The sequence below is a fragment of the Streptomyces marispadix genome, assembly GCF_022524345.1.
In the GTDB taxonomy this organism is placed as follows: domain Bacteria; phylum Actinomycetota; class Actinomycetes; order Streptomycetales; family Streptomycetaceae; genus Streptomyces; species Streptomyces marispadix.
Genome location: NZ_JAKWJU010000002.1, coordinates 5,393,766 through 5,415,712 on the forward strand (window position 1 = coordinate 5,393,766; position 21,947 = coordinate 5,415,712).

Below are 21,947 nucleotides of genomic sequence, written 5' to 3' on the forward strand. Positions count from 1 at the left end.
TCCGTGCCGCTCACCGATGTTCGCACCACCTGTGGAGCCATACTCACCGACACCGCCGTCAGTTCCCGTTTCGCGTAGGTCCGTCCTTCGTGCCTGAGGGAAAATGGCGGGATGACAGCCATCACTTCCGCATCGGCTCTCGCGGACCAACTCGCCCGCGGCGAGGCCCCGGTGCTGCTCGACGTCCGCTGGCAGCTCGGCGGACCCAACGGCCGGGCCGACTACGAGTCGGGCCATCTGCCCGGAGCCGTCTACGTCGACCTCGACTCCGAACTCGCGGGCCCGCCGGGCGAATCCGGCCGCCATCCGCTGCCGGAGCAGGTGGTCTTCGGGGCGGCCATGCGCCGAGCGGGAGTCTCCGGCGACCGTCCCGTCGTGGTCTACGACGGCGGGCAGGGCTGGGCGGCGGCACGGGCGTGGTGGCTGCTGCGCTGGTCCGGGCACCCGGATGTACGAGTGCTCGACGGCGGTCTCGCCGCATGGGACGGACCGCTGGAGACCGGCGAAGTGACGCCGGAACCGGGCGACTTCACGCCACGCCCCGGGGCGATGCGCGTGCTGGACGCGTCCTCGGCCGCCGCTCTCGCACGGCGCGGGGTGCTGCTGGACGCACGCGCGGGGGAGCGGTACCGGGGCGAGGTGGAGCCGATCGACCCGGTCGGCGGCCACATCCCCGGCGCGGTCTCGGCTCCGACGGCGCTGAACGTGGCGGACACCGGTGAGGGCGGGGCGCCGCTGCTGCGTCCGCCGGACGAACTGCGTGCCCGCTTCCGTGAGTTGGGCGTCACGGACGAGACGGAGGTCGGCGTCTACTGCGGCTCGGGCGTCTCAGCCGCTCATGAGGTGCTGGCACTGGCACAGGCGGGCGTCGAAGCGGCGCTGTACGTGGGCTCCTGGAGCGAGTGGTCCGCCGATCCCGAACGCCCGGTCGCCACGGGGCCCCAACCCGGCTGACCGGGCTCACCGGCACATAACCTCGGAAACCGTCGTGCGCCCTCTCCGGTTCGCGGCGGCTCGCGGCTCGCGGCTCGCGGCTTCGGCTTCCGGCCGACTCAGCCGGAACCGCGGCGCGTTCACCCTCCGTGCCTCGACCCCGTAGAGCCCCCGGTACAGACCGGAGCGCCCCTGAACGCATGAGGCCATACGTTCAGGGGCGCTCCGTCACGTCGGTGCGTCCCGCGTTCCCGGTGTCCCGGGCCGAGCTCCGCTCCGCGTCTCAGTCCTTCTTGCGCCGGGTGCCGAAGACGATCTCGTCCCAACTCGGCACCGCAGCACGCCGACCCGGCCGCACACCGTCGGCCTCCGCCTGACGGTCGGTGTTCCCCTTCAGCCTGTCGCGGTGCGCGCTGACCGAGCGTGGCATCAGCACGTCCGCGTACGCCGAGCCGGCACCCGCGGCCGTGGCCGGGGGCTCCACCGGCTCCTCCTCTTCCTCGGCCTCACGGTCGTCGTCGGAGGAGTTCTCCGTGTCCGGCGTGGACGAGGTGTGGGAGGCGGACGCCGGTGCGCCCTGCTGCTCCGGTACGACCATGTCGCCGCGGAAGTTCGGCACGGCCTCCAACAGGCTTGTCAGGGAGTCCGGTTCGTCTCCCGCGCCGTCGCCGCCGTCCCCTGCTCCCATGAAGCCCGCGGGCTCCAGCTCCGTGCGGTCGCCGCCCCCGCGCTCGCTCCTGTCGCCGCGCTCCCTGGGAAGCCTCGCGATACGCGGAACGAACGGAGTGCTGGGCTCCGGAGTGTCGTCGGTCTCCCCGATGAGCGAACGGGCCTCGTCGTCGACGGCCTGTACGAGCCGTCGCGGCGGGTCGTACGTCCACGTCGCCGAGTGCGGCTGGCCCGCGACCCGGTAGGCGAGCAGCACTTCCCACGTGCCGTCCTCGCGTCTCCAGGAGTCCCAGTGCACCGCGTCCCTGTCGGCGCCGCGCAGCAGCAGCCGCTCGGCCACGGCCTCGCCGAGCTGGGGCCCGGCGTTCTCACCGGGGCGGCGCACGGGCGTCTTACGAGCGCGTTCGGCCATGAACGCGCGCTCGGCGAGCACGGGGCCCTCGAAGCGGCGTACGCGGTCGACGGGAATGCCCGCGAGCTGTGCGACCTCCTCAGCGGAGGCACCGGACCGTATACGGGCCTGGATGTCGCGGGGTCGCAGGTGGCTCTCGACCTCGATCTCGATCTGGCCGAGGCGTGCCCTGTCGTTCCGCACGGCGGCGCGCAGCCGCTCGTCAATCGGAAGCGTGTATTCCGTGCTGTCGGCAGCTTTGAGCACCAGACGTGTGCCGTCGTTGCTGACGGCCACGACACGCAGTTCGGGCATGTGAACCTCCCGGGTGGTGCCTGCCGACATCACGTGCGTCGCTGCTCCCGCTGGACGAGTGTGGCCTGCCCGTGAGCGGCCTGCCACAACCTTGCCGATCTGCCTGCCGTCCGGGACCCTCCCGGATTCGCATGCGGCTCGGTTATCACTTCGCAACGCATAGTGACCGTCCTCGTCACCTGTGCTGCCTGAGCCGGGTCTGAGCCGAGGCCAGGGCTCGTCACACTACTCCATTAGGGCCACGGGGGTGGACCGGCGCGCCGTTCAAATTGCTGTCAGGGAAGGGGGGTTGCGGTTCGGGCAAGCGTAGAAAGGGCCTCCGGGAGTGGCAAGAGTCACAGATCCGGCCGGAACGGAACCCTTGCCTTCGGATATTGCCCACTTCCGTACCCGTTATGAACGGACCGGCCGGTACGGTCCGTTGACGTCCCGTCGGCAGAACGGTCCGCCAAGTCCCCCATAACGGTGACTACTTCATACGAACGGCTTCGTGCCGACGGAATCCTGCCCGTGGGTGACCGGGCGGGGCGCCCGGGGCGTGCGGGGGGCGGACGGAGGCAGAACACGGGCGAACGCTCCGCGCGTGTGCCCCACCGTGTGCCCCGAACTCCGCGCATGGGAGCGGCAGTCGAGCACCGGGCCGGGCCCGAGCGAACCCGGCGGGGTGTCACCGACGTCCGTCCCCGTGCCGCGCGGGTGTCCGCGACCGCCGCCGCTCACTCGCCGAGCACACGCCGCAGATAGTCGTTCCCGAAGACCCGGTCCGGGTCGAGCCGGTCGCGGATCTGGAGGAAGTCCCCGAACTGCGGGTAGGAGTCCGCGAGTTGAGAGGCCTCGCGGGTGTGGAGCTTTCCCCAGTGCGGACGGCCCTCGTGCGCGGTCATGATCCGCTCGGCCTCCGTGAAGTACGTCTCGTGCGGCGAGCCCCGGTACATGTGCACGGCGATGTACGCCGTCTCGCGCCCGTTCGCCGTCGACAGCGGAATGCCGTCCGCCGGTGCCGTACGCACCTCGACGGGGAAGCCGATGCGCAGCCGCGAGCGGTCGACGAGCTGCTTCAGCTCCCACAGCGCCGGCACCAGCGCCTCCCGCGGCAGGGCGTACTCCATCTCTATGAAGCGCACACGCCGCGGGCTGGTGAAGACCCGGTAGGGGATGTCGGTGTAGGTGCGTGCCGAGAGGGCCCTGCTGGAGACGCGGGCGATGGCCGGCACGAGCGCCGGTACGGCCGCCCCCAGCGAACTGACGCCCTGGAAGACGCCGTTGGACAGCAGCTCGTCGTCGATCCAGCCCCGCACGCGGGGCAGCGGCTTCGCCGGGCCCTCGCTGCGGTTGTTGCGCTTGGTGTTGCAGCTCTCGGTGTGCGGGAACCAGTAGAACTCGAAGTGCTCGTTCTCCGCGACGAGCCGGTCGAACTCCTCCGTCACCTTCTCGAACGGCATGGGCTCTTCGCGTGCCGTCAGCAGGAACTCCGGCTCCACGGCGAACGTCAGCTCGCTGATGACCCCCAGCGCCCCCAGTCCCAGCCGCGCCGCTGCGAAGACCTCCGGGTTCTGCTGCTCCGAGCAGCGCAGCACCGAGCCGTCGGCGCACACCAGCTCCAGCCCGGCGACCTGTGCGGCCAGCGACGCGGACGTACGGCCGGTGCCGTGCGTCCCCGTGCTCACGGCACCGGAGACGGTCTGCTCCATGATGTCGCCCATGTTCGTCAACGACAGTCCGGCGGCGGCGAGGGTCTCGTTGAGCTGCTTCAGCGGCGTGCCCGCGGCGACGGTCACCGTCCCGGCCTCGCGGTCCAACTCGCGTACCCCGGCGAGGCGTTCGGGCCGGATCAGCATGCCGTCCGTGGCCGCCGCCGCGGTGAAGGAGTGGCCGGTGCCCGCGGCTTTGACGCGCAGCCCGTCCTCGGCGGCGCGGCGCACGCTCTCCGCGAGCGCCTCGGTGGTGGAGGGGGAGACGGTACGTGCGGGGGCGGCGGCGACGTTTCCGGCCCAGTTGCGCCAGGTCGTACGGGCGTTCCGGTCGTCACGGGCCGGCCGGTCGCCCCGGCCGCTGCTCGTCGGCTGCGCGCTCATCAGGCCGTGCCCCCTCTCGCGGTGACATCGGATCATACTCACGGCGCGGAGCCCGTACCGTCCGGGGCCCGTACGGCCTCCGCTCGCCCACGGCCGTCGACGCCGAGCCGCCTTCCCGCAGCCGCCGGGCCTGGAGCCCGCTGACGGGAGTCGTGCCGATGACGGCCGACGAGGGATGGCAGGATCTGGAGGCATGTCCGATGCGCCTCACGCCGGTGACCCCGCGGGCCGCCCCGTCCCTCACGCTTCCGCTTCCGTCTCGGCCGCCGCCGGCACCGTGACCGGCCCCGACTCCGGTCCCGGTCCCGACGGCGCCCATCCGTACGACGCGCTGCTGCTGCTGTCGTTCGGAGGCCCGGAAGGCCCGGACGACGTGGTGCCGTTCCTGGAGAACGTCACCAGGGGGCGCGGCATCCCGCGCGAGCGACTGGCCGAAGTCGGAAGCCACTACTTCCTCTTCGACGGCGTCAGCCCCATCAACGCCCAGTGCCGCGCGCTGCGCGACGCCCTCCGCAAGGACTTCGCCGAGCATGGCCTCGAACTCCCCGTCTACTGGGGCAACCGCAACTGGGCGCCCTATCTCACCGACACTGTGCGGGAGATGGCGCGAGACGGCCGCCGCCGCGTGCTGACGTTCGCCACGAGCGCCTACGCCTCGTACTCGGGCTGCCGCCAGTACCGGGAGAACCTCGCCGAGTCGCTGGCCGCAGTCGAAGCGGAGGGCCTGACACCGCCACACCTCGACAAGCTGCGCCACTTCTTCAACCACCCCGGTTTCGTGGAGCCCATGGCCGACGGCGTCCTCGCCGCGCTCGACTCGCTTCCGGCAGGCGTACGCGACGCCGCCTCCCTCGCCTTCACCACCCACTCCATCCCCACCGCCGCCGCCGACACCTCCGGGCCGCCCGGTGACCACGGCGGTGGCGGCGCGTATGTCGCACAGCATCTGGACGTCGCACGGCTCGTCGCCGAGGCGGTGGCGGAACGCACCGGCACCGAGCACCCCTGGGAGCTGGTGTACCAGTCCCGCAGCGGCCCGCCCGAGGTGCCGTGGCTGGAGCCCGACATCTGCGACCACCTGGAGGCGCTGCATGCCGGGGGCGCGCCCGCGGCCGTGATGGTGCCGATCGGCTTCGTCTCCGACCACATGGAGGTCCGCTACGACCTCGACACCGAGGCCGATGCCAAGGCCCGCGAACTGGGCCTGCCCGTCGCGCGTTCGGCGACGGTCGGCACCGACCCGCGTTTCGTCGCCGCCGTAAGGGAACTGGTGCTGGAGCGCGCAGCCGTCGAACGTGGCGCACGCCCCGAGCGCTGCGCCGTCGGCGCGCTGGGACCCAGCCACGACGTGTGCCCCGTGGCCTGCTGCCCCGGCCGTACGGGAAAGCCCGCGGCGGCCGGAGCGGACAGCCCCTACGCCTGAGGCCCGCGCGGAACTCCCGGTGGGGGCGGACGCGGAACCACCGCGCTGGAGGGGAACACTGGGTGGCACGCCCCTAGCAAGCCGAGCAGCCCCGAGCACAGAGTCCCGGGCTCCGAGCCACGAGCCCCGAGCCCGAGCAAGGAGAAACGTGAGCGCCCAGGTCGACCAGCTCAAGGCCGAACTCCTCGAACTCGCCCTGGAGGCCGCCCACCGCGCCGGTGCCCTCCTGCACGACGGACGCCCCGACGACCTCGGGGTCTCCGCCACCAAGTCCAGTTCCGTCGACGTGGTCACGGAGATGGACCTCGCCTCCGAGAAACTCATCACCGGCTATCTCTCCGAGCGCCGCCCCGACGACGGCTTCCTCGGCGAGGAGGGCTCGTCCTCGGCCGGTACGAGCGGCGTCCGCTGGATCGTCGACCCCCTCGACGGCACCGTGAACTATCTGTACGGGCTGCCGAGCTGGGCCGTCTCCATCGCCGCGGAGTTCGAAGGCGAGACCGTCATCGGCGTCGTCGAGTCGCCCCCGCGGCGCGAGACCTTCCGCGCCGCACTCGGCCACGGTGCCTTCCGCAACGCCCAGCCCGTCCAGTGCCGTCCCGCGCCGCCCTTCGACCAGGCCCTGGTGGGCACCGGCTTCAACTACGTGGCGGAGCGGCGGGCCGCCCAGGCGGAACTGGTACGGCAGTTGATCCCCCGCGTCCGCGACATCCGCCGCTCCGGCTCGGCCGCCGTCGACCTGTGCGACGTCGCCGCGGGACGGCTCGACGCCTTCTACGAGCGCGGGCTGCACGCCTGGGACCTGGCCGCGGGCGACCTCATCGCACGTGAGGCGGGGGCGCGTACCGGTGGCCGTCCGGGTCTGCCCGCCGACGGCGAACTGGCCGTCGCCGCGTCACCGGGCGTCTTCGAGATCCTCCAGCCGCTGCTCGACCGTCTCGGCGCCTGGCACGACTGAGGCCGTACCGCTTGCACGTTGTCCCCGCGGCCCGTACCGCCGTATCGCTGCCATGGGCGGGAGGCCACTCCGTCGGTGACCGCGCCCGGACATGAGTGAGCCCCGGGGCGGGGGGCTCCCGGGGCCCACTTCGTTCCGTATGGGGTTCGGTCCGGCCGGCGGCTACGGACGGGGAACCGTCCACCTCGGCCCAGGGCGTTCAGACCGTGCTGGCGCCGATCTCCACGCCGTGCTCGGCGGCGATCCGGCGAAGGTCTTCCAGCTCCGACTGCTCGACGTCCACGAGGAAGTCGTCGCCCGACTCACGAGCGCGGCTCAGGTCGCTCTCGGTGTTCTGTATACGCTGCAGAAGTCCGGCAGTGAACGCGTCCATGTGCGCCCCCTCGTCATGGGTCGGTGGCACGGGGAGTGTGCCGAGGGTTCTGTCGATCATGATCACGACGTGCTCCCTGGCTGGACGGTCGGCAGCCGGAGCGACAGATCTCTCGGTCGAGGTGGCTAGCCGCCTACAGGGCGTGATCGCGGGGTGTGCCCCTCGTCCTCCCCCTCCGCAACCTCAAAGAAACCTCAAGGCCGGAAAAATCTCGCGCTACCGCTCCGGCCCGGCCCTTACCGACGATTTACCGAGGTACGGGGCAGGATTGCAGCACCGCGAGGGCCACCGGCGGAAGCCGGGAGGACCAGCAGAGAACCAGCAGAGAACCAGCAGAGCACCAGCACAGCCGGAAGCAGCGGGCACAGCCGGAACAGCAGGAAACAGCCGGTCCAACCCCAGAACAGCAAGGGCAGGGAGGAAGCGCAGTGCGCGTACTCGTCGTCGAGGACGAGCAGTTGCTCGCCGACGCCGTCGCGACGGGACTCCGCCGGGAAGCCATGGCCGTCGACGTGGTCTACGACGGAGCGGCGGCCCAGGAGCGCATCGACGTCAACGACTACGACGTCGTCGTCCTCGACCGTGACCTCCCCCTCGTACACGGCGACGACGTCTGCCGCAGCATCGTCGACCTCGGGCTGCCCACGAGGGTGCTGATGCTCACCGCGTCCGGCGACGTCAGCGACCGGGTCGAGGGCCTGGAGATCGGCGCGGACGACTATCTGCCCAAGCCCTTCGCCTTCTCCGAACTCGTCGCCCGCGTACGGGCCCTGGGCAGGCGGGCCACCTCGCCGCTGCCGCCCGTGCTGGAACGCGCAGGGATCAGACTCGACCCGAACCGCCGCGAGGTCTTCCGCAACGGCGCCGAGATCGCGCTCGCGCCGAAGGAGTTCGCCGTGCTGGAGGTGCTGATGCGGGGCGAGGGCACCGTCGTCTCCGCCGAGCAGCTTCTGGAGAAGGCCTGGGACGAGAACACCGACCCCTTCACCAACGTCGTACGGGTCACCGTGATGACGCTGCGCCGCAAGCTCGGCGAGCCCCCGGTGATCCACACCGTCCCCGGCGCCGGATACAGGATCTGATCGCCATGGCCGCCCACACGACCCCCTCCGAGCCCCCGCACTCCGCGGACTCCGGTGGCCTGCCGCCCTCAGCGTCCGCGACCGCGCCGCCCAAGCCCACATGGGACCCGGGCGAGCCGTCCCGTCCGTATCCCTGGCTGCGCCCGACGATCCGGATACGGCTCACGCTGCTGTACGCGGGCATGTTCCTCATCGCGGGCATGGTGCTGCTCACGCTCATCTATCTGCTCGCGGCGGAGGCCCTGCACGAGGGCAGCAAGCTTCCCTTCCGCATCCTCGACGCCAACGCCCAGCTCACCTCCGACAGTTGCCCCGGCCTGTCGGGGACGCTGCCCAGCGAGCAGTTCATGGAGCGGCTGGAGGACTGCACCGACGCACAGCGCGCCGCCGCCCTCGACGAGCTGCTCCAGCGCTCGCTGATGGCGCTGCTGGGCCTCGCCGTGGCCGCCTTCGCCTTCGGCTACGTCATGGCCGGGCGTGTGCTGTCCCCGCTGGGACGCATCACCCGCACCGCCCGCCAGGTCGCCAGCTCCGACCTGCACAAGCGGATCGAACTGGAGGGCCCGGACGACGAGTTGAAGGAGCTGTCGGACACCTTCGACGACATGCTGGACCGGCTCGACCGGGCCTTCACCGCCCAGCAGCGCTTCGTCGCGAACGCCTCCCACGAGCTGCGCACGCCCCTCGCCATCAACCGCACGCTGCTGGAGGTCCAGCTCTCCGATCCGGAGGCGTCGCCCGAGCTACAGCAGCTCGGCAAGACCCTGCTGGCCACCAACGAACGCAGCGAACAGCTAGTGGAGGGGCTGCTGCTGCTCGCCCGCAGCGAGAACGAGATCGTCGACCGCAAGCCCGTCGATCTCGCCGAGGTCGCCGCACACGCCGTCGAGCAGGTACGTCCCGAGGCGGACAGCAAGGGCATCGAGCTGCGCGGCGTGCGCCATCCCGTGTACGTACAGGGGAACGGGGTGCTGCTGGAGCGCGTCGCGCTCAACCTCGTGCAGAACGCGGTGCGTTACAACCAGCAGGAGGACGGCTGGGTCTCCGTCGCCACCGAGGCCCTGCCCGGCCACGCGATGCTGCTCGTCGAGAACACGGGCCCGGCGGTCCCCGCGTACGAGATCGACAACCTCTTCGAGCCCTTCCGGCGCCTGCGCAGCGACCGTACGGGCAGCGACAAGGGGGTGGGCCTCGGCTTGTCGATCGTGCGGTCGGTGGCGCGTGCCCACGGGGGCACGGTGACGGCGGAGCGGCGGGAGGAGGGCGGTCTGGCGCTGCGCGTCGTGCTGCCCGTCTGAGTACCGGGGACGTCCGGCGCCCGGTGCATGAGCGGGTACACACGGTGACGAAATTCCGGGGCGGAGCCCGGGAGGATAACTCCACGAGTTCGCTATATGCGGAATTTTGTCCCGTGGCGCGCAGCGATCTTTTCTGTGATCGATCACACACACGATTTTCCGCTTCGGCACCCTGGGTGACCCGGGTACGGGAAGAATTACCGGAAAATCCAGGTTTCCGCAGGTGGAGATCGTGGGCAGTACCCGGGGTGCGTGCGCGCAGCGCGAGCAGGGGACCGTTTAAGGTCCTCCTCGGCAGCCGACGCGATCACCTCTTCAGGGGTGCGGTTGGGTGTCGATTGAGTAACAGACCTTGATGTGAGGCAAAATCTCCGCCTCAGGTCGGGCACAAGTCCGGCCTCTCACGCGTTACGTGCGCTGGAGACACCACAGAAACCCAGAGGGGGAGAGCGAAATGGCAACGGACTACGACACCCCACGCAAGACCGATGACGACGTCAACGAAGACAGCATCGAAGAGCTGAAGGCCCGGCGCAACGACAAGTCGGCGTCCAACGTGGACGTGGACGAGTTCGAGCAGGCCGAGGGTCTGGAGCTGCCCGGCGCGGACCTCTCGAACGAGGAGCTGTCCGTGCGGGTGCTGCCCCGCCAGGCCGACGAGTTCACGTGCATGAGCTGCTTCCTCGTCCACCACCGGTCCCAGCTCGCCGCTGAGAAGAACGGCCAGCCCGTCTGCCGCGACTGCGCGGCCTGACCGGCGCGGGGCCTGCCGTAGTGGCGGACGGAACGCGTGACGACGAGCGAGGCGAGCCCGACCAGCGGACCTCGCTCGTACCGGTTCCCGCGAAGCCGCGTCAGCGGTCCCTTCTCCCGTGGCCGCGCAAGGGGGGCGCCAGAGCCGCGGGGACCGGCGATGCCGCGCAGCAGCGCGGCCAGGGGCGGGTACGAGCCTTCTTCGGCGTCGTAGCCGACCGCGTCGTCGAGACGGCGCCGCGCATCCCGGTGCGCGACTTGGAGACGCTCCGCAAGCAGTTCCCCGGGCTCGGCCCGGAAGAGATCGCGGACAAGCTGGTCGCCGGTGCGGTACGCGGCTCGGCGACAGTCGGTGCCGGAGTCGGTGCCGCCGCGATGCTGCCCGTACCACCGGCGATGCCCGCCGAGTTGGCCGCCGAGATCGTCGGTGTCGCCTCCGTCGAGCTGAAGCTCATCGCCGAACTCCACGAGGTCTACGGGCGCCGGCCGCCCGGCAATGTGAAGCAGCGGGCCGCCGCCTATCTCGGGGCGTGGACCTCCGAGCGCGGCATCGACATCACCAGGCCCACGACCTTGAACGCCGCCCTCGGCGGCCAGATGAAGCGCGAGCTGCGCCAGCAGCTCCTCAAGCGCACGGTGCGCAACCTCCCCAATCTGACGCCCTTCATGGTGGGCGCCGCCGTCGGTGCCGTGATGAACAGCCGCGACACCAAGAAGATCGCCGAGAAGATCAGGGACGATCTGCGTAAGGCCGGAGACGGCTGGGAGGCGCTGCCGCCCGGTGACGGCGGCGACGGCCTGGACGGCGGACCGGGTCCCGGGAGCTCCGGCAGGGCAGCCCTGCCGCCCTCCTCAAGCTGAACCGGTCTCGGCGTCCGGCACCCAATTCCCCGGCCTGCGCGCCGAGTTGGACTCCCCGGCGCTCGCGCCTGGCCTCGACCTCGGTTTGTTCCCGGCCTCGGACCGGCCTCAGTCCGGGGAAGCCGGACGCCGTTCCGAGGCGGCCGAGAGCGCCTCGGCGAGCCGTCGCGGCGTACGCGTGGAGAGATAGAGGTAGGGCGTCGGATCGTCCGGGTCCGTCACCTCCACGCGCAACGCGGTGCGGATATAGCTGCGCAGCAGCATGTGCGCGCGAGGGTCCGCCTTGTGCGTGCGCCAGGCGAACGCCTCCTCCTCGTCGAGCACGTGGGCCGTCCCCAGCGCCGACAGCGGCAGGCGCGCGTCCCCGGCGACGAGCGAGCCCGACACGACGCGGATGCGTGCCGAGCCGTACGAACTGACCGCGACCGCCGCGAGGACGCCTCCCGCCGCAAGGCCCGCGAGCATCGGTAGAACGCCCAGCGGCAGCATGATCAGCGCGCCCCCCACGCCCACCAGACCGGCGATGAGCCACCACGAGCGGGGGGCCGTGAGGCGTTCGTCGTAGGGCTGTTCCTGAGCAACCATGCGGCCAAGCCTGTCACGGCTCCCGTGGCGCTCACGCCCGCCCAGTGGACCGCTGCGGCCGCTTCCACGACGCACCCCCGTAACCCGGCGGTAAGGTCTGCACACGTGAGTACAGCACGACCGTGGAACGCGCCGGAGGAGAGCACCGGCCGGGCCGCGCCACCGACGACCTCGCCGACGCCCCTGACTCCTCCTCCGGGCGCCGCCGGGGCGGTACGGCATCCCGACGCACCGGCCCCCGGAGAGCTGCTCGGCTCCCACTACGAGAAGTGCTTCGGCTGCGGCGGCGGCCAGGCGCACGGCCTGCACCTGGAGGCCAGAGCGGGCGAAGGCGTCGCCGTCACCGCCGAGTTCACGGTGCGGCCCGTACATCAGGGCGCGCCCGGACTGGCCCACGGCGGTGTGCTGTCCACGGCCCTGGACGAGACGATGGGCTCGCTGGGCTGGCTCATGCACACGATCATGGTGACGGGCCGCCTGGAGACCGACTTCGTACGGCCCGTCCCGGTCGGCACGGTGCTGCGCCTCGGCGCGGAGGTCACCGCCGTCGACGGGCGGAAGGTCTTCACCAGGGCGACCGGCCGGATCGGCGGACCGGACGGGCCCGTCGCGGTGCGCGCGGAAGCCCTGTTCATCAAGGTGAACGTCTCGCACTTCACGGAGCACGGCCGCGACGAGGAGATCGAGGCCGCCATGGCCGACCCGGACCAGGTCCGCAGGGCGAGGGCCTTCGAGGTGAACCCGTGAGCAGCGAACCCGTCGACGTCATGCTGCGGCGCCTGGACCCCGGTGTCCCCGTGCCGTCCTACGCACACCCCGGCGACGCCGGATGCGACCTCGTCACCACAGAGCCCGCCGTGCTGGCGCCCGGTGAGCGTGCCGTGCTGCCCACCGGGATCTCCATCGCGCTGCCCGAGGGATACGCGGCGTTCGTGCATCCCCGCTCGGGGCTTGCCGCCCGCTGCGGGATCTCTTTGGTCAATGCACCGGGAACCGTCGATGCCGGGTACCGTGGGGAGATCAAGGTGATCGTGGCCAATCTTGACCCGCACGAGACCGTGCGGTTCGAGCGTCTCGACCGCATTGCCCAACTCGTCGTCCAGCAGGTGGAGAAGGTGCGTTTCCACGAGGTGGCGGAGTTGCCGGGCTCGGCGCGGGCCGCAGGGGGATTCGGCTCCACAGGCGGTCACAGCCAGGCCGCCGCACATCAGAATGACTACGTTCCGGTCGGGGCCGACCGGCATTCCGACCTGAGAGGACAGTGACGTGTTCGGACGTCGTCGCAAGAAGAGCGAAGAGCCTGAGACGGGCACCTCGGACGACTTCGGCTCGTACGAGCAGGACGCCGCGGCGGACGACTCCCGCTCCGCCGACGCGGTCACGGACGCCGAGGCGACGCGCGTGAAGCTGCCGCCGGCGCCCCGTCCCGACGGTCCCTGGGACGTGAGCGAGGTCACCGACCCCGGCAACGGCCGCGTCAATCTCGGCGGTCTGTATGTGCCGGGCGTGGAGGGCATGGAGCTGCGCGTCGAGGTCGCGGGGGAGTCGATCGTCGCGGCCACCCTCGTCGTTCAGGACAGTGCCCTTCAGTTGCAGGCGTTCGCCGCGCCCAAGCGCGAGGGCCTGTGGGAAGAGGTGCGCGAGGAGATCGCGACGGGCATCACCAAGCAGGGCGGTGTCATCGACGAGGTCGAGGGCCCGCTGGGCTGGGAGCTTCGCGCCCAGGTCCCGGTGCAGCTCCCGGACGGTACGAACGGCGTGCAGGTCGTGCGCTTCGTCGGTGTCGACGGGCCCCGCTGGTTCCTGCGCGGCGTGATCTCCGGCCAGGGCGCCGTACAGCCGCAGACGGGCGGGCTGCTGGAGCAGGTCTTCCGTGACACGGTGATCGTCCGGGGCGAGTCCCCGATGGCGCCGCGCGACCCGATCGTCCTCAAGCTGCCCGAGGACGCGCAGATGGTCCCGGACGGCGTCCAGCAGGAGACCGTCGAGGAGGGCTCGCGCTTCGCGGGCGGGCTCGACAAGCTTCAGCGTGGCCCGGAGATCAGCGAGGTCCGCTGACGCGCGTGCGCTGAACCCTCGGGACACAGCCCAGGGGCGTGCGCCGAGGAGCGCAAGCCGAGGAGTGCTGCGAGCCGCCGTGTGTGCCTGCCGTGAGCGGGCCGCCGGCGGCTCGTCGCGTTCCGGTCCCCGGACGGCCGGTGAGGCCGCCCCAACCCCGGGATCACCGGCTGGGAGCCGACATCCGGCAGGCGTCATCGGGGCGCGGACCCACCGGTACCCTGGGCACCATGACTGGCGCGACCCGAGCAGAGAAGGAACAGCGGGGCGCAGGCGGGCGCTTCCGCAGGTTCCTTGAGCGGCTGTCCTCCTCGGAGGAGGACCTGCACTCCCAGGAGCTGCGGCAGGAGGCCGACAGCACGGGCTGCACCCGCATCGCGGCCTGCGGTGACCGCCAGATCGTGCGTGTGACGGGTACTCTGCGCACCGTCACCCTGCGCCCCCGGGCCGGAGTGCCGACGCTGGAGGCGGAGTTGTTCGACGGGTCCGCCGCGCTGGACGTGGTCTGGCTGGGCCGCAGGGCCATCGCCGGAATCGAGCCGGGCCGCGGCCTCATCGCGTGGGGGCGGATCTCGATGCACCACGGGCGCCCGGTGATGTTCAACCCGAAGTACGAGTTGCGACCCCTCGGACAGGAGTAGTGGGTGACCCCCCTCGACAAGCCGACCACGGACGGAACCGGACCAGATCCCGGTGCAGGCTCCGAATCCGGTTCCACAGCCGGGGCCGACGGCGAGGCGCCCGCCTCTCACGCCGTCACCGAAGCCGCCCTCTTCGAAGCCTTCGGCGGGCTCCGCGGGCTGGTGGAGACGACCCTTCCCGGGCTGGTCTTCATCGCGATCTACACCGTCAACAAGGACATCCACGCCGCTGCGCTGACGGCTCTCGCGATCTCCGCGGTGCTGGGGGTCTTCCGGCTGATCCGCCGCGACACCGTCAAGCACGCCTTCAGCGGCGTATTCGGCGTCGCGTTCGGCGTGCTGTTCGCGATGATGACCGGCAACGCCAAGGACTTCTATCTGCCGGGCATGTTCTACACGCTGGGCCTGGCCGTCGCGTACATCGTCACCGCGGCGGCCGGTGTGCCGCTGCTGGGGCTGGTGCTCGGGCCGGTCTTCAAGGAGAACCTCTCCTGGCGCAAGCGGAACCCGGGCCGCAAGAAGGCGTACACCAAGGCCAGTTACGCATGGGGCCTCATCCTGCTCGGTAAGTCGGCGATCCTCTTCCCGCTGTATCTGTGGGGCGACACCACCCGGTTCGGCTGGGTGACGATCGCGCTGAAGATCCCGCCGTTCCTGCTCGCGGTCTATCTGACGTGGATCTTCCTGGCGAAGGCGCCCGCGCCCATCAACGTCATCGCGGAGATGGAGGCGGAGGAAGAGGCCGAGAACGAACGGGAGAAGCGCGAGGAGCAGGCGCAGCACGAGCGCAAGACGCTCGACGCGATCGGTGAGGGGTTCGCCCACGACGCCGAGCGCGCGCTGCTCGCGGACGCGGAAGCGCTACGGGACGAGGCGGGCCCGGGTTCGGGGCGCCCCGGCACGGGCGGCACCGGGACCGGCGGCCGGCACCGCCGCTGACCCGCACTCGCAGGCCCGGTCGGCGCTCCGCGGGCCGGGCACGCCGGGCCGGGTGGCTCCCGTCGGCCGCCTGGCCTGCGGCGGTCAGCCCCGTACCGAGAGCAGATCCTCAAGCTGGGCCTCGCGTGCGGGGGCGGCCACGAACAGCAGCTCGTCGCCGACCTCCAGCGCGTCGTCCCGGTCGGGCACCAGCACCCGGTTGCCCCTGATGATGGTGACCAGGGCCGTGTCCTCGGGCCACTGCACATCGCCGACACGCGTACCGGCCAGCGCGGCCTCCGGCGGCAGCGTCAGCTCCACGAGGTTCGCGTCGCCCTGGGAGAAGCGCAGCAGCCGCACAAGATCGCCGACGCTCACGGCTTCCTCGACGAGCGCCGACATCAGCCGCGGTGTCGAAACGGCGACGTCGACGCCCCACGACTCGTTGAACAGCCATTCGTTCTTGGGGTTGTTGACGCGTGAGACGACGCGCGGGACTCCGTACTCCGTCTTGGCGAGAAGCGAGACGACCAGATTGACCTTGTCGTCGCCGGTGGCCGCGATCACCACGTTGCAGCGTTCCAGGGCGGCCTCGTCGAGCGAGGTGATCTCGCAGGCGTCGGCGAGCAGCCACTCCGCCTGAGGCACGCGCTCCACCGAGATCGCCGTCGGCGCCTTGTCGATGAGCAGCACCTCGTGCCCGTTCTCCAGCAGCTCGCCCGCGATCGAGCGGCCCACGGCGCCCGCGCCCGCAATAGCTACCCTCATCGGCCGAGTCCCCTGTTCGCTGTGCTTACGCCGGTCACGAACCGCCCTCCTCGGGCCCGTTCGCGAAGACGGCCTCAACCTGGTCGATCTGATCGCAGCGCATCATCACATGCACCAGATCGCCCTCCTGAAGGACCGTCTGGGAGGTCGGCAGCATCGCCTCGCCCACCCTGGTCAGGAAGGCGACCCGTACTCCGGCCTCCTCCTGGAGCCTGCTCACCCGGTGTCCGACCCACTCCGGCGAAGCGTGCACCTCCGCGAGCTGCACACCACCGCTCGGATCGCGCCACAGCGGCTCCGCCCCGGAGGGCAGCAGCCGGCGCAGCATCTGGTCGGCGGTCCAGCGCACGGTGGCCACCGTGGGGATACCGAGGCGCTGGTAGACCTCGGCCCGCTTGGGGTCGTAGATGCGTGCCGCGACGTGCTCGATGCCGAACATCTCGCGTGCCACACGGGCCGCGATGATGTTGGAGTTGTCCCCGCTGCTGACCGCGGCGAACGCCCCGGCCTCCTCGATCCCGGCCTCGCGCAGGGTGTCCTGGTCGAAGCCGACGCCGGAGACCCGTCGCCCGCCGAAACCCGAACCGAGGCGACGGAAGGCCGTCGGGTCCTGGTCCACGACCGCGACGGTGTGGCTCTGCTGCTCCAGTGCCTGCGCGAGCTCAGCGCCGACCCGGCCGCAGCCCATGATCACTACATGCACGCCCGTCCCTCTCGTCACATACAGCGGGCCGTCTCAGGATCGCACGGCTGACCGCATACGATCCTCCCCGTGCCAAGGATGACCCATCTACCGAAGCGACTTCTGCTCGGGCGTGCTCTTCGCAGCGACCGGCTGGCCGAAACGCTGCTGCCCAAGCGCATCGCGCTGCCCGTCTTCGCCTCCGACCCGCTGTCGTCGGTGGCGTACGCACCGGGCGAGGTGCTGCTGGTGCTGTCCGTGGCGGGAGTATCGGCCTACCACTTCAGCCCGTGGATCGCCGCGGCCGTCGTGGTGCTGATGTTCACCGTGGTCGCCTCCTACCGGCAGAACGTACGCGCGTACCCCTCCGGCGGCGGCGACTACGAGGTCGCCACCACCAACCTGGGCCGCCGGGCCGGACTGACCGTCGCCAGCGCGCTGCTGGTCGACTACGTGCTGACGGTGGCCGTTTCCATCTCCTCCGGTGTGGAGAACCTCGGCTCCGCCGTGCCGTTCGTCGTCGAGCACAAGACCCTCGCGGCCGTGGTGACGATCGTGCTGCTGACGCTGATGAATCTGCGCGGCGTACGGGAGTCGGGCAAGCTCTTCGCGATCCCCACGTACTGCTTCGTGGCGGGCGTCTTCGTGATGATCCTCTGGGGCGTCATACGCGGGGCCGTGCTCGGGGAGGAGATGCGGGCGCCCACCGCCGACTTCGAGATCCACGCCGAACACAGCGGCGGGCTCACCGGGTTTGCGCTCGCCTTTCTGCTGCTGCGTGCCTTCTCCTCCGGTTGTGCGGCGCTCACGGGAGTCGAGGCCATCAGCAACGGCGTACCGGCCTTCCGCAAGCCCAAGTCCCGCAACGCGGCCACCACTTTGGCCATGATGGGCCTGATCGCCGTCGTGATGTTCTGCGGCGTGATCGTCCTGGCGCTGGCCACCGACGTGAAGATGGCGGAGAACCCGGCGACGGACCTGATCATCAACGGCAAGCCCGCGGGCTCCGGCTATGCGCAGAACCCGGTCATCTCCCAGGTGGCCGCCGCCGTCTTCGGTGACGGCACCTTCCCCTTCGTCTTTCTCGCGGCAGCCACCGCGCTGGTGCTCTTCCTCGCCGCGAACACCGCGTATAACGGCTTCCCGCTGCTGGGTTCGATCCTGGCCCAGGACCGTTATCTGCCGCGGCAGTTGCACACACGGGGCGACCGGCTGGCCTTCTCCAACGGCATCGTCCTGCTGGCAGGCGCCGCCGCCATACTGGTCGTCGTCTACGACGCGGACTCCACACGCCTCATCCAGCTCTACATCGTCGGCGTCTTCGTCTCCTTCACCCTCAGCCAGACCGGGATGGTCCGGCACTGGAACCGGCTGCTCGCCGACGAGACCGACCCGTCCGCCCGCCGCCGCATGCACCGCTCGCGGGCCATCAACACCTTCGGTGCCTTCTGCACGGGGCTGGTGCTCGTCGTCGTACTGGTCACCAAGTTCGGGCACGGCGCGTGGGTCTCGCTGCTGGGCATGCTGCTGTTCTACGGCGTGATGACGGCCATCCGGCGCCACTACGACCTCGTCGCGGAGGAGCTGGCGGCCGACGATCCGGACGAGAAGCGTGTGCGGCCCTCCCGCGTGCACTCCATCGTGCTGGTGTCCAAGACGCACAAGCCGACGATGCGCGCGCTCGCCTACGCCAAGCTGATGCGCTCGGACACGCTGGAGGCCCTCACCATCAGCGTCGACGCGGACGAGACCGCGCAGTTGCGCAGGGAGTGGGAGGAGACCGGCATGGATGTGCCGTTGAAGATCCTCGACTCTCCGTACCGGGAGATCACGCGGCCGGTGATCGACTACGTCAAGCGGCTGCGCAAGGAGAACCCCAGGGACGTGGTCAGCGTCTACATCCCCGAGTACGTCGTGGGCCGCTGGTACGAGCAACTGCTGCACAACCAGAGCGCGTTGAGGCTCAAGGGGCGGCTGCTGTACACCCCCGGCGTGATGGTGACGTCCGTGCCCTGGCAGCTCGAGTCGTCCGAACTGGCGCGGAAGCGCCTGCGGAAGCGCGCCGAGTGGAGCGCACCGGGTTCGGTGCGCCGGGGGCCCGCGCGGCCCGGCGGGGGACGCCGCGGCGGAGGCCAGAACGGCGGCGCGGGCACCGGCGGCAGCGGCAACGGCCCGACCGGCAGCGGCGGGAGCGGCAGCGGCGGGGGCTCGGCGGGCGGGAACGGTCCCGGCGGACAGTAGACTGCACGGTCGCGTACTCGGGTACTCGCGCTCTCATGGGAGCGTCGGCGGCGCGTGAACGCTCGCGGCGCGCGCTCGCGTTCGCAGACCCCGGGCAGGCGCCCGCGCCCGGCATCCCGTCCGTCCCGTCTCCGCAGTCCCGTCTCGTCCGTCTCGTCTCCACCGTCCCGCTTCGTCTCGCAGTCCGCCCGCACCTCGCCCCGTTCTCTGGAGCCCGCCCGTCATGCCCGATGCCCCCGCAGACGCCCTCGCCCCCTCCCTCGTCGGCGAGGAGTACGAGGTCGAGATCGGCCCCGTCGCACACGGCGGGCACTGCGTGGCCCGTACGGAGGCCGGGCGGGTGCTGTTCGTGCGGCACACGCTCCCCGGTGAGCGCGTGGTCGCCCGCGTGACCGAGGGCCGTGAGGACTCGCGTTTCCTGCGGGCGGACGCCGTGGAGGTGCTGGAGGCGGCGAAGGACCGCATCCCGGCGCCCTGCCCGTTCTCCGGGCCCGGACGCTGCGGCGGCTGCGACTGGCAGCACGTGAAGCCCGGCGCGCAGCGCAGGCTGAAGGGCGAGGTGCTGACCGAACAGCTCCACAGGCTCGCGCAGTTGACGCCCGAGGACGTCTCGTGGGACGGCACGGTCGAGCCCGCGCCCGGCGACAAGGTGCCCGCGGGGGAGGTCCCCGGGTGGCGTACGCGAGTGCAGTTCGCGGTGGACGACGAGGGCAGGACCGGCTTCCGGCGCCATCGCTCGCACGAGGTGGAGCCCGTCGACCACTGTCTGATCGCCGCCCCCGGCGTTGAGGAGCTGGGCATCGAACGGCGCCGGTGGCCCGAGACGGCGGCGATCGAGGCGACCGCCGCGACCGGTTCGCAGGACCGTCAGGTGGTGCTCACGCCCAGGCCCGGCGCGAGGCTCCCGATCGTCGAACTCGACCGTCCCGTCTCGGTGTTGAGGGTGGGGGAGCGCGGCAGCGACAAGGGCAGGCTGCACCGGGTGCACGGCCGTGACTTCGTGCGCGAGCGTGCCGACGGCCGTACGTGGCGCATCGGCGCGGGCGGCTTCTGGCAGGTGCATCCCCGCGCCGCCGAACTGCTCGTTGACGCGCTGATGCGTGGACTCACCCCGCGCAAGGGCGAGATGGCGCTCGATCTGTACTGCGGCGCGGGCCTCTTCGCGGGCGCGCTGGCGGACCGTATCGGGGAGAGCGGTGCCGTGCTGGGGATCGAGTCGTCCAAGCGCGCTGTGGAGGACGCGCGGCACAATCTGGCGGACTTCCCGAGGGTCCGCGTCGAGCAGGGCAAGGTCGAATCCGTGCTGCCGCGCACGGGGATCGCGGAAGCGGACCTGGTCGTACTGGACCCGCCGCGCGCCGGCGCGGGCAAGCAGACCGTCCGCCGCATCGCGGGCCTGGGGCCGCGGCGTATCGGGTACGTGGCATGCGATCCGGCCGCGCTGGCAAGGGACTTGGACTACTTCAGGGCGGCGGGATACGTGCCGCGTTTCCTGCGGGCCTTCGATCTCTTCCCGATGACGCACCACTTGGAGTGCGTGGCGATTCTGGAGCCGGTGGGGAAGAGGGGCTGAGCCTCCGTCCGAGGTCGGCGACGGCGGCGTCAGAGCATGTCGTAGGTCAGATGGGTCGCCGTCGAGGTCGAGGTCACGCTTCGCTGGAGCAGGCTGAGCTGGGCTCCGGCGGTGAACAGCGGCGTTCCAGAGCCCAGCACGATGGGCGCGAGATGCAGGGTCAGGCTCTCGACGAGTCCGGCGGCGAGTGCCGAGCCGATCGTCGCGCCGCCGCCCATGAGGACGACGTCGAGGTCTTTGCCGCTGTGCGACGACGCCGCCTCGGCGCGTTCGCGTGCGGCGTCGACGGCGTCGGGAAGCCCTGTGGTGACGAACGTCCAGTCGAGGCCGGTGAGCCGCACCGACTCCGGCGGTGAGCTCGTCACGACGACGAACGCGGGCTTGCCGACCTCGCCCGCGCCGTAGCCGGTCTCGTCGTTCCAGCCGCCCGGCCCGTCGACCACGTCGAAGAGCCGGCGCCCGAGTACGACGGCGCCCGAGCGGTCGGTCGCCTCCCGCAGGATGCGGCGGTCGTCGGGGTCGTCGGAGAACGCCCACGTGTGCAGGGCCTCGCCGCCGGTGCCCAGCCCGTTGTCCGGGCCGGGGTGGGGCCCGGTGACGAAGCCGTCGAGGGAGACCGAGATGTCGGCGGTGATTCGAGTCATGCCAGGGCAGACCCGATCCGCGGTGGGAACTCATCGGTGCATGGAGCGAGTTCGAGACGGGGGAGCGCGGCGAGGGGCAGACGTGGATGTGGCCGGTGGCGCCGGTGGCCGTGCGGCCGAGCGCGCCGCCGGGCCTGCGGAGGGGGACTCGCCGCCGCGGGTCAGCGGTGGGGTCCCGTCGTCATCGCCGCCGGCGACGAGGGCCGCGCTCGTCCCGCCCCGCCGCCAGTTCGTACACCGCCGCCGTGACCACGCCATACGTCAGGTGCGGCACGAGGTCCCTGAGCCAGTCCGACGGCCTCCACTCACGGGGGTCGGAGATCCTCAGGGCGGCCATCGGGACGTCCGAGCCCGCCATCGCGGTCACGCCCGCCAGGACGCCCGCCAGCGGGACCGCCGGGCGCCGGCCTGACGCGCGGGCCAGGCCGTAGAGGGCGCCGACTCCCACACCCGTGGCCATGCCGAGCAGCGCGCCCAGGGCGGAGGCGCGGTTGTCACGGGGCTCGCCCGTGCCGGGTACGGCGACCTCCGTGCGGTCGCTGAGCCGGTCGACGATCTCCTTCGGCGCCGAGCTGCCGCCTCGGCCCGTGAGCACCATGTCCGTGTAGGTGGCCGCGTTGAGCGCGGTGGTCCCGGCGGCCCCGGCCACGGCTCCGGTGAGCGCATTGCGAATCATGTGCTGCCGGGTACCTCGCAGCGCCGGAGG

At 71.3% G+C, this 21,947-nt stretch carries 22 protein-coding genes; 14 read left to right on the forward strand and 8 right to left on the reverse strand.

What is annotated here, in order from left to right; translation table 11 throughout:
* The first annotated feature begins 111 nt into the window (after positions 1 to 111).
* Positions 112 to 954: a sulfurtransferase gene (locus tag MMA15_RS22520; protein WP_241061916.1), complete on the forward strand. Its 843-nt coding sequence runs from the start codon at positions 112 to 114 to the stop codon at positions 952 to 954.
* Between the two features lie 262 nt (positions 955 to 1,216).
* Here the strand turns inward: MMA15_RS22520 and sepH are convergent, their stop codons facing one another.
* Complete coding sequence (gene sepH / locus MMA15_RS22525; protein WP_241061917.1) at positions 1,217 to 2,308, reverse strand: septation protein SepH; 1,092 nt, start codon at positions 2,306 to 2,308, stop codon at positions 1,217 to 1,219.
* Between the two features lie 716 nt (positions 2,309 to 3,024).
* Positions 3,025 to 4,383 (reverse strand): D-arabinono-1,4-lactone oxidase, encoded by a 1,359-nt coding sequence (locus MMA15_RS22530; protein ID WP_241061918.1) that lies wholly within the window; start codon positions 4,381 to 4,383, stop codon positions 3,025 to 3,027.
* 193 nt (positions 4,384 to 4,576) lie between these two features.
* Here MMA15_RS22530 and MMA15_RS22535 point away from each other — a divergent pair, with 193 nt between their 5' ends.
* Both MMA15_RS22535 and MMA15_RS22540 read left to right on the forward strand, forming a co-directional pair.
* The gene (locus MMA15_RS22535; protein ID WP_241061919.1) at positions 4,577 to 5,806 is read left to right on the forward strand and encodes a ferrochelatase; all 1,230 of its coding nucleotides are present in this window, start codon (positions 4,577 to 4,579) and stop codon (positions 5,804 to 5,806) included.
* Positions 5,807 to 5,954: 148 nt separating this feature from the next.
* A complete protein-coding gene (locus MMA15_RS22540; protein ID WP_241061920.1) occupies positions 5,955 to 6,764 on the forward strand; it encodes an inositol monophosphatase family protein in 810 nt (269 codons plus the stop codon).
* Positions 6,765 to 6,963: 199 nt separating this feature from the next.
* Here the strand turns inward: MMA15_RS22540 and MMA15_RS22545 are convergent, their stop codons facing one another.
* Entirely contained in the window at positions 6,964 to 7,197 is a 234-nt protein-coding gene (locus MMA15_RS22545; protein WP_241063556.1) for a hypothetical protein, read from the reverse strand.
* Between the two features lie 368 nt (positions 7,198 to 7,565).
* On the opposite strand from MMA15_RS22545, the gene MMA15_RS22550 reads away from it, so the two are divergent.
* The 4 genes from MMA15_RS22550 to MMA15_RS22565 all read left to right on the forward strand — a co-directional run bounded on the left by MMA15_RS22550 (position 7,566) and on the right by MMA15_RS22565 (position 11,131).
* Positions 7,566 to 8,219 (forward strand): response regulator transcription factor, encoded by a 654-nt coding sequence (locus tag MMA15_RS22550; RefSeq protein WP_241061921.1) that lies wholly within the window; start codon positions 7,566 to 7,568, stop codon positions 8,217 to 8,219.
* 5 nt (positions 8,220 to 8,224) lie between these two features.
* Positions 8,225 to 9,517, forward strand: coding sequence for a sensor histidine kinase (locus tag MMA15_RS22555; protein WP_241061922.1), 1,293 nt, complete (start codon positions 8,225 to 8,227; stop codon positions 9,515 to 9,517).
* Positions 9,518 to 9,971: 454 nt separating this feature from the next.
* Positions 9,972 to 10,271 (forward strand): DUF4193 domain-containing protein, encoded by a 300-nt coding sequence (locus tag MMA15_RS22560; protein WP_070010553.1) that lies wholly within the window; start codon positions 9,972 to 9,974, stop codon positions 10,269 to 10,271.
* A gap of 20 nt (positions 10,272 to 10,291) precedes the next feature.
* Positions 10,292 to 11,131, forward strand: a complete 840-nt coding sequence (locus tag MMA15_RS22565) for an EcsC family protein (protein WP_241061923.1) — start codon at positions 10,292 to 10,294, stop codon at positions 11,129 to 11,131.
* 108 nt (positions 11,132 to 11,239) lie between these two features.
* Here the strand turns inward: MMA15_RS22565 and MMA15_RS22570 are convergent, their stop codons facing one another.
* Positions 11,240 to 11,716 carry a DUF3093 domain-containing protein gene (locus tag MMA15_RS22570; RefSeq protein ID WP_241061924.1) on the reverse strand — a complete coding sequence of 159 codons (477 nt, stop codon included), beginning with the start codon at positions 11,714 to 11,716 and terminating at the stop codon, positions 11,240 to 11,242.
* Positions 11,717 to 11,899: 183 nt separating this feature from the next.
* On the opposite strand from MMA15_RS22570, the gene MMA15_RS22575 reads away from it, so the two are divergent.
* The 5 genes from MMA15_RS22575 (at position 11,900) to MMA15_RS22595 (ending at position 15,354) form a co-directional block, all read left to right on the forward strand.
* Positions 11,900 to 12,463, forward strand: a complete 564-nt coding sequence (locus tag MMA15_RS22575) for a PaaI family thioesterase (protein WP_241063370.1) — start codon at positions 11,900 to 11,902, stop codon at positions 12,461 to 12,463.
* Positions 12,464 to 12,483: 20 nt separating this feature from the next.
* Positions 12,484 to 12,981, forward strand: coding sequence for a dUTP diphosphatase (dut, locus tag MMA15_RS22580; RefSeq protein WP_241063372.1), 498 nt, complete (start codon positions 12,484 to 12,486; stop codon positions 12,979 to 12,981).
* Position 12,982: 1 nt separating this feature from the next.
* Positions 12,983 to 13,774 carry a DUF3710 domain-containing protein gene (locus MMA15_RS22585; protein WP_241061925.1) on the forward strand — a complete coding sequence of 264 codons (792 nt, stop codon included), beginning with the start codon at positions 12,983 to 12,985 and terminating at the stop codon, positions 13,772 to 13,774.
* 230 nt (positions 13,775 to 14,004) lie between these two features.
* Positions 14,005 to 14,415 (forward strand): OB-fold nucleic acid binding domain-containing protein, encoded by a 411-nt coding sequence (locus tag MMA15_RS22590; RefSeq protein WP_241061926.1) that lies wholly within the window; start codon positions 14,005 to 14,007, stop codon positions 14,413 to 14,415.
* A gap of 3 nt (positions 14,416 to 14,418) precedes the next feature.
* Complete coding sequence (locus MMA15_RS22595) at positions 14,419 to 15,354, forward strand: DUF3159 domain-containing protein (protein WP_241061927.1); 936 nt, start codon at positions 14,419 to 14,421, stop codon at positions 15,352 to 15,354.
* An 84-nt stretch (positions 15,355 to 15,438) separates the two neighbouring features.
* Here the strand turns inward: MMA15_RS22595 and MMA15_RS22600 are convergent, their stop codons facing one another.
* The gene (locus MMA15_RS22600; protein WP_241061928.1) at positions 15,439 to 16,101 is read right to left on the reverse strand and encodes a potassium channel family protein; all 663 of its coding nucleotides are present in this window, start codon (positions 16,099 to 16,101) and stop codon (positions 15,439 to 15,441) included.
* A 34-nt stretch (positions 16,102 to 16,135) separates the two neighbouring features.
* A complete protein-coding gene (locus MMA15_RS22605; protein ID WP_241061929.1) occupies positions 16,136 to 16,804 on the reverse strand; it encodes a potassium channel family protein in 669 nt (222 codons plus the stop codon).
* A gap of 78 nt (positions 16,805 to 16,882) precedes the next feature.
* Here MMA15_RS22605 and MMA15_RS22610 point away from each other — a divergent pair, with 78 nt between their 5' ends.
* Both MMA15_RS22610 and MMA15_RS22615 read left to right on the forward strand, forming a co-directional pair.
* Positions 16,883 to 19,024 carry an APC family permease gene (locus MMA15_RS22610; protein ID WP_277401324.1) on the forward strand — a complete coding sequence of 714 codons (2,142 nt, stop codon included), beginning with the start codon at positions 16,883 to 16,885 and terminating at the stop codon, positions 19,022 to 19,024.
* Between the two features lie 223 nt (positions 19,025 to 19,247).
* Positions 19,248 to 20,597, forward strand: a complete 1,350-nt coding sequence (locus tag MMA15_RS22615) for a class I SAM-dependent RNA methyltransferase (RefSeq protein WP_241061931.1) — start codon at positions 19,248 to 19,250, stop codon at positions 20,595 to 20,597.
* Positions 20,598 to 20,626: 29 nt separating this feature from the next.
* Here MMA15_RS22615 and MMA15_RS22620 read toward each other — a convergent pair whose 3' ends face one another.
* Both MMA15_RS22620 and MMA15_RS22625 read right to left on the reverse strand, forming a co-directional pair.
* Positions 20,627 to 21,241, reverse strand: coding sequence for a dihydrofolate reductase family protein (locus tag MMA15_RS22620; RefSeq protein ID WP_241061932.1), 615 nt, complete (start codon positions 21,239 to 21,241; stop codon positions 20,627 to 20,629).
* A 181-nt stretch (positions 21,242 to 21,422) separates the two neighbouring features.
* A complete protein-coding gene (locus tag MMA15_RS22625) occupies positions 21,423 to 21,917 on the reverse strand; it encodes a hypothetical protein (RefSeq protein ID WP_241061933.1) in 495 nt (164 codons plus the stop codon).
* Positions 21,918 to 21,947 lie beyond the last annotated feature (30 nt).

Bases quoted from the DNA above. Each gene is read 5' to 3' on its own strand.
- MMA15_RS22520 (WP_241061916.1), top strand. From the start codon at position 112: ATGACAGCCATCACTTCCGCATCGGCTCTCGCGGACCAACTCGCCCGC.
- sepH (WP_241061917.1), bottom strand. From the start codon at position 2,308: ATGCCCGAACTGCGTGTCGTGGCCGTCAGCAACGACGGCACACGTCTG.
- MMA15_RS22530 (WP_241061918.1), bottom strand. From the start codon at position 4,383: ATGAGCGCGCAGCCGACGAGCAGCGGCCGGGGCGACCGGCCGGCCCGT.
- MMA15_RS22535 (WP_241061919.1), top strand. From the start codon at position 4,577: ATGTCCGATGCGCCTCACGCCGGTGACCCCGCGGGCCGCCCCGTCCCT.
- MMA15_RS22545 (WP_241063556.1), bottom strand. From the start codon at position 7,197: ATGATCGACAGAACCCTCGGCACACTCCCCGTGCCACCGACCCATGAC.
- MMA15_RS22555 (WP_241061922.1), top strand. From the start codon at position 8,225: ATGGCCGCCCACACGACCCCCTCCGAGCCCCCGCACTCCGCGGACTCC.
- MMA15_RS22560 (WP_070010553.1), top strand. From the start codon at position 9,972: ATGGCAACGGACTACGACACCCCACGCAAGACCGATGACGACGTCAAC.
- MMA15_RS22570 (WP_241061924.1), bottom strand. From the start codon at position 11,716: ATGGTTGCTCAGGAACAGCCCTACGACGAACGCCTCACGGCCCCCCGC.
- dut (WP_241063372.1), top strand. From the start codon at position 12,484: ATGCTGCGGCGCCTGGACCCCGGTGTCCCCGTGCCGTCCTACGCACAC.
- MMA15_RS22590 (WP_241061926.1), top strand. From the start codon at position 14,005: ATGACTGGCGCGACCCGAGCAGAGAAGGAACAGCGGGGCGCAGGCGGG.
- MMA15_RS22600 (WP_241061928.1), bottom strand. From the start codon at position 16,101: ATGAGGGTAGCTATTGCGGGCGCGGGCGCCGTGGGCCGCTCGATCGCG.
- MMA15_RS22610 (WP_277401324.1), top strand. From the start codon at position 16,883: ATGACCCATCTACCGAAGCGACTTCTGCTCGGGCGTGCTCTTCGCAGC.
- MMA15_RS22615 (WP_241061931.1), top strand. From the start codon at position 19,248: ATGCCCGATGCCCCCGCAGACGCCCTCGCCCCCTCCCTCGTCGGCGAG.
- MMA15_RS22620 (WP_241061932.1), bottom strand. From the start codon at position 21,241: ATGACTCGAATCACCGCCGACATCTCGGTCTCCCTCGACGGCTTCGTC.
- MMA15_RS22625 (WP_241061933.1), bottom strand. From the start codon at position 21,917: ATGATTCGCAATGCGCTCACCGGAGCCGTGGCCGGGGCCGCCGGGACC.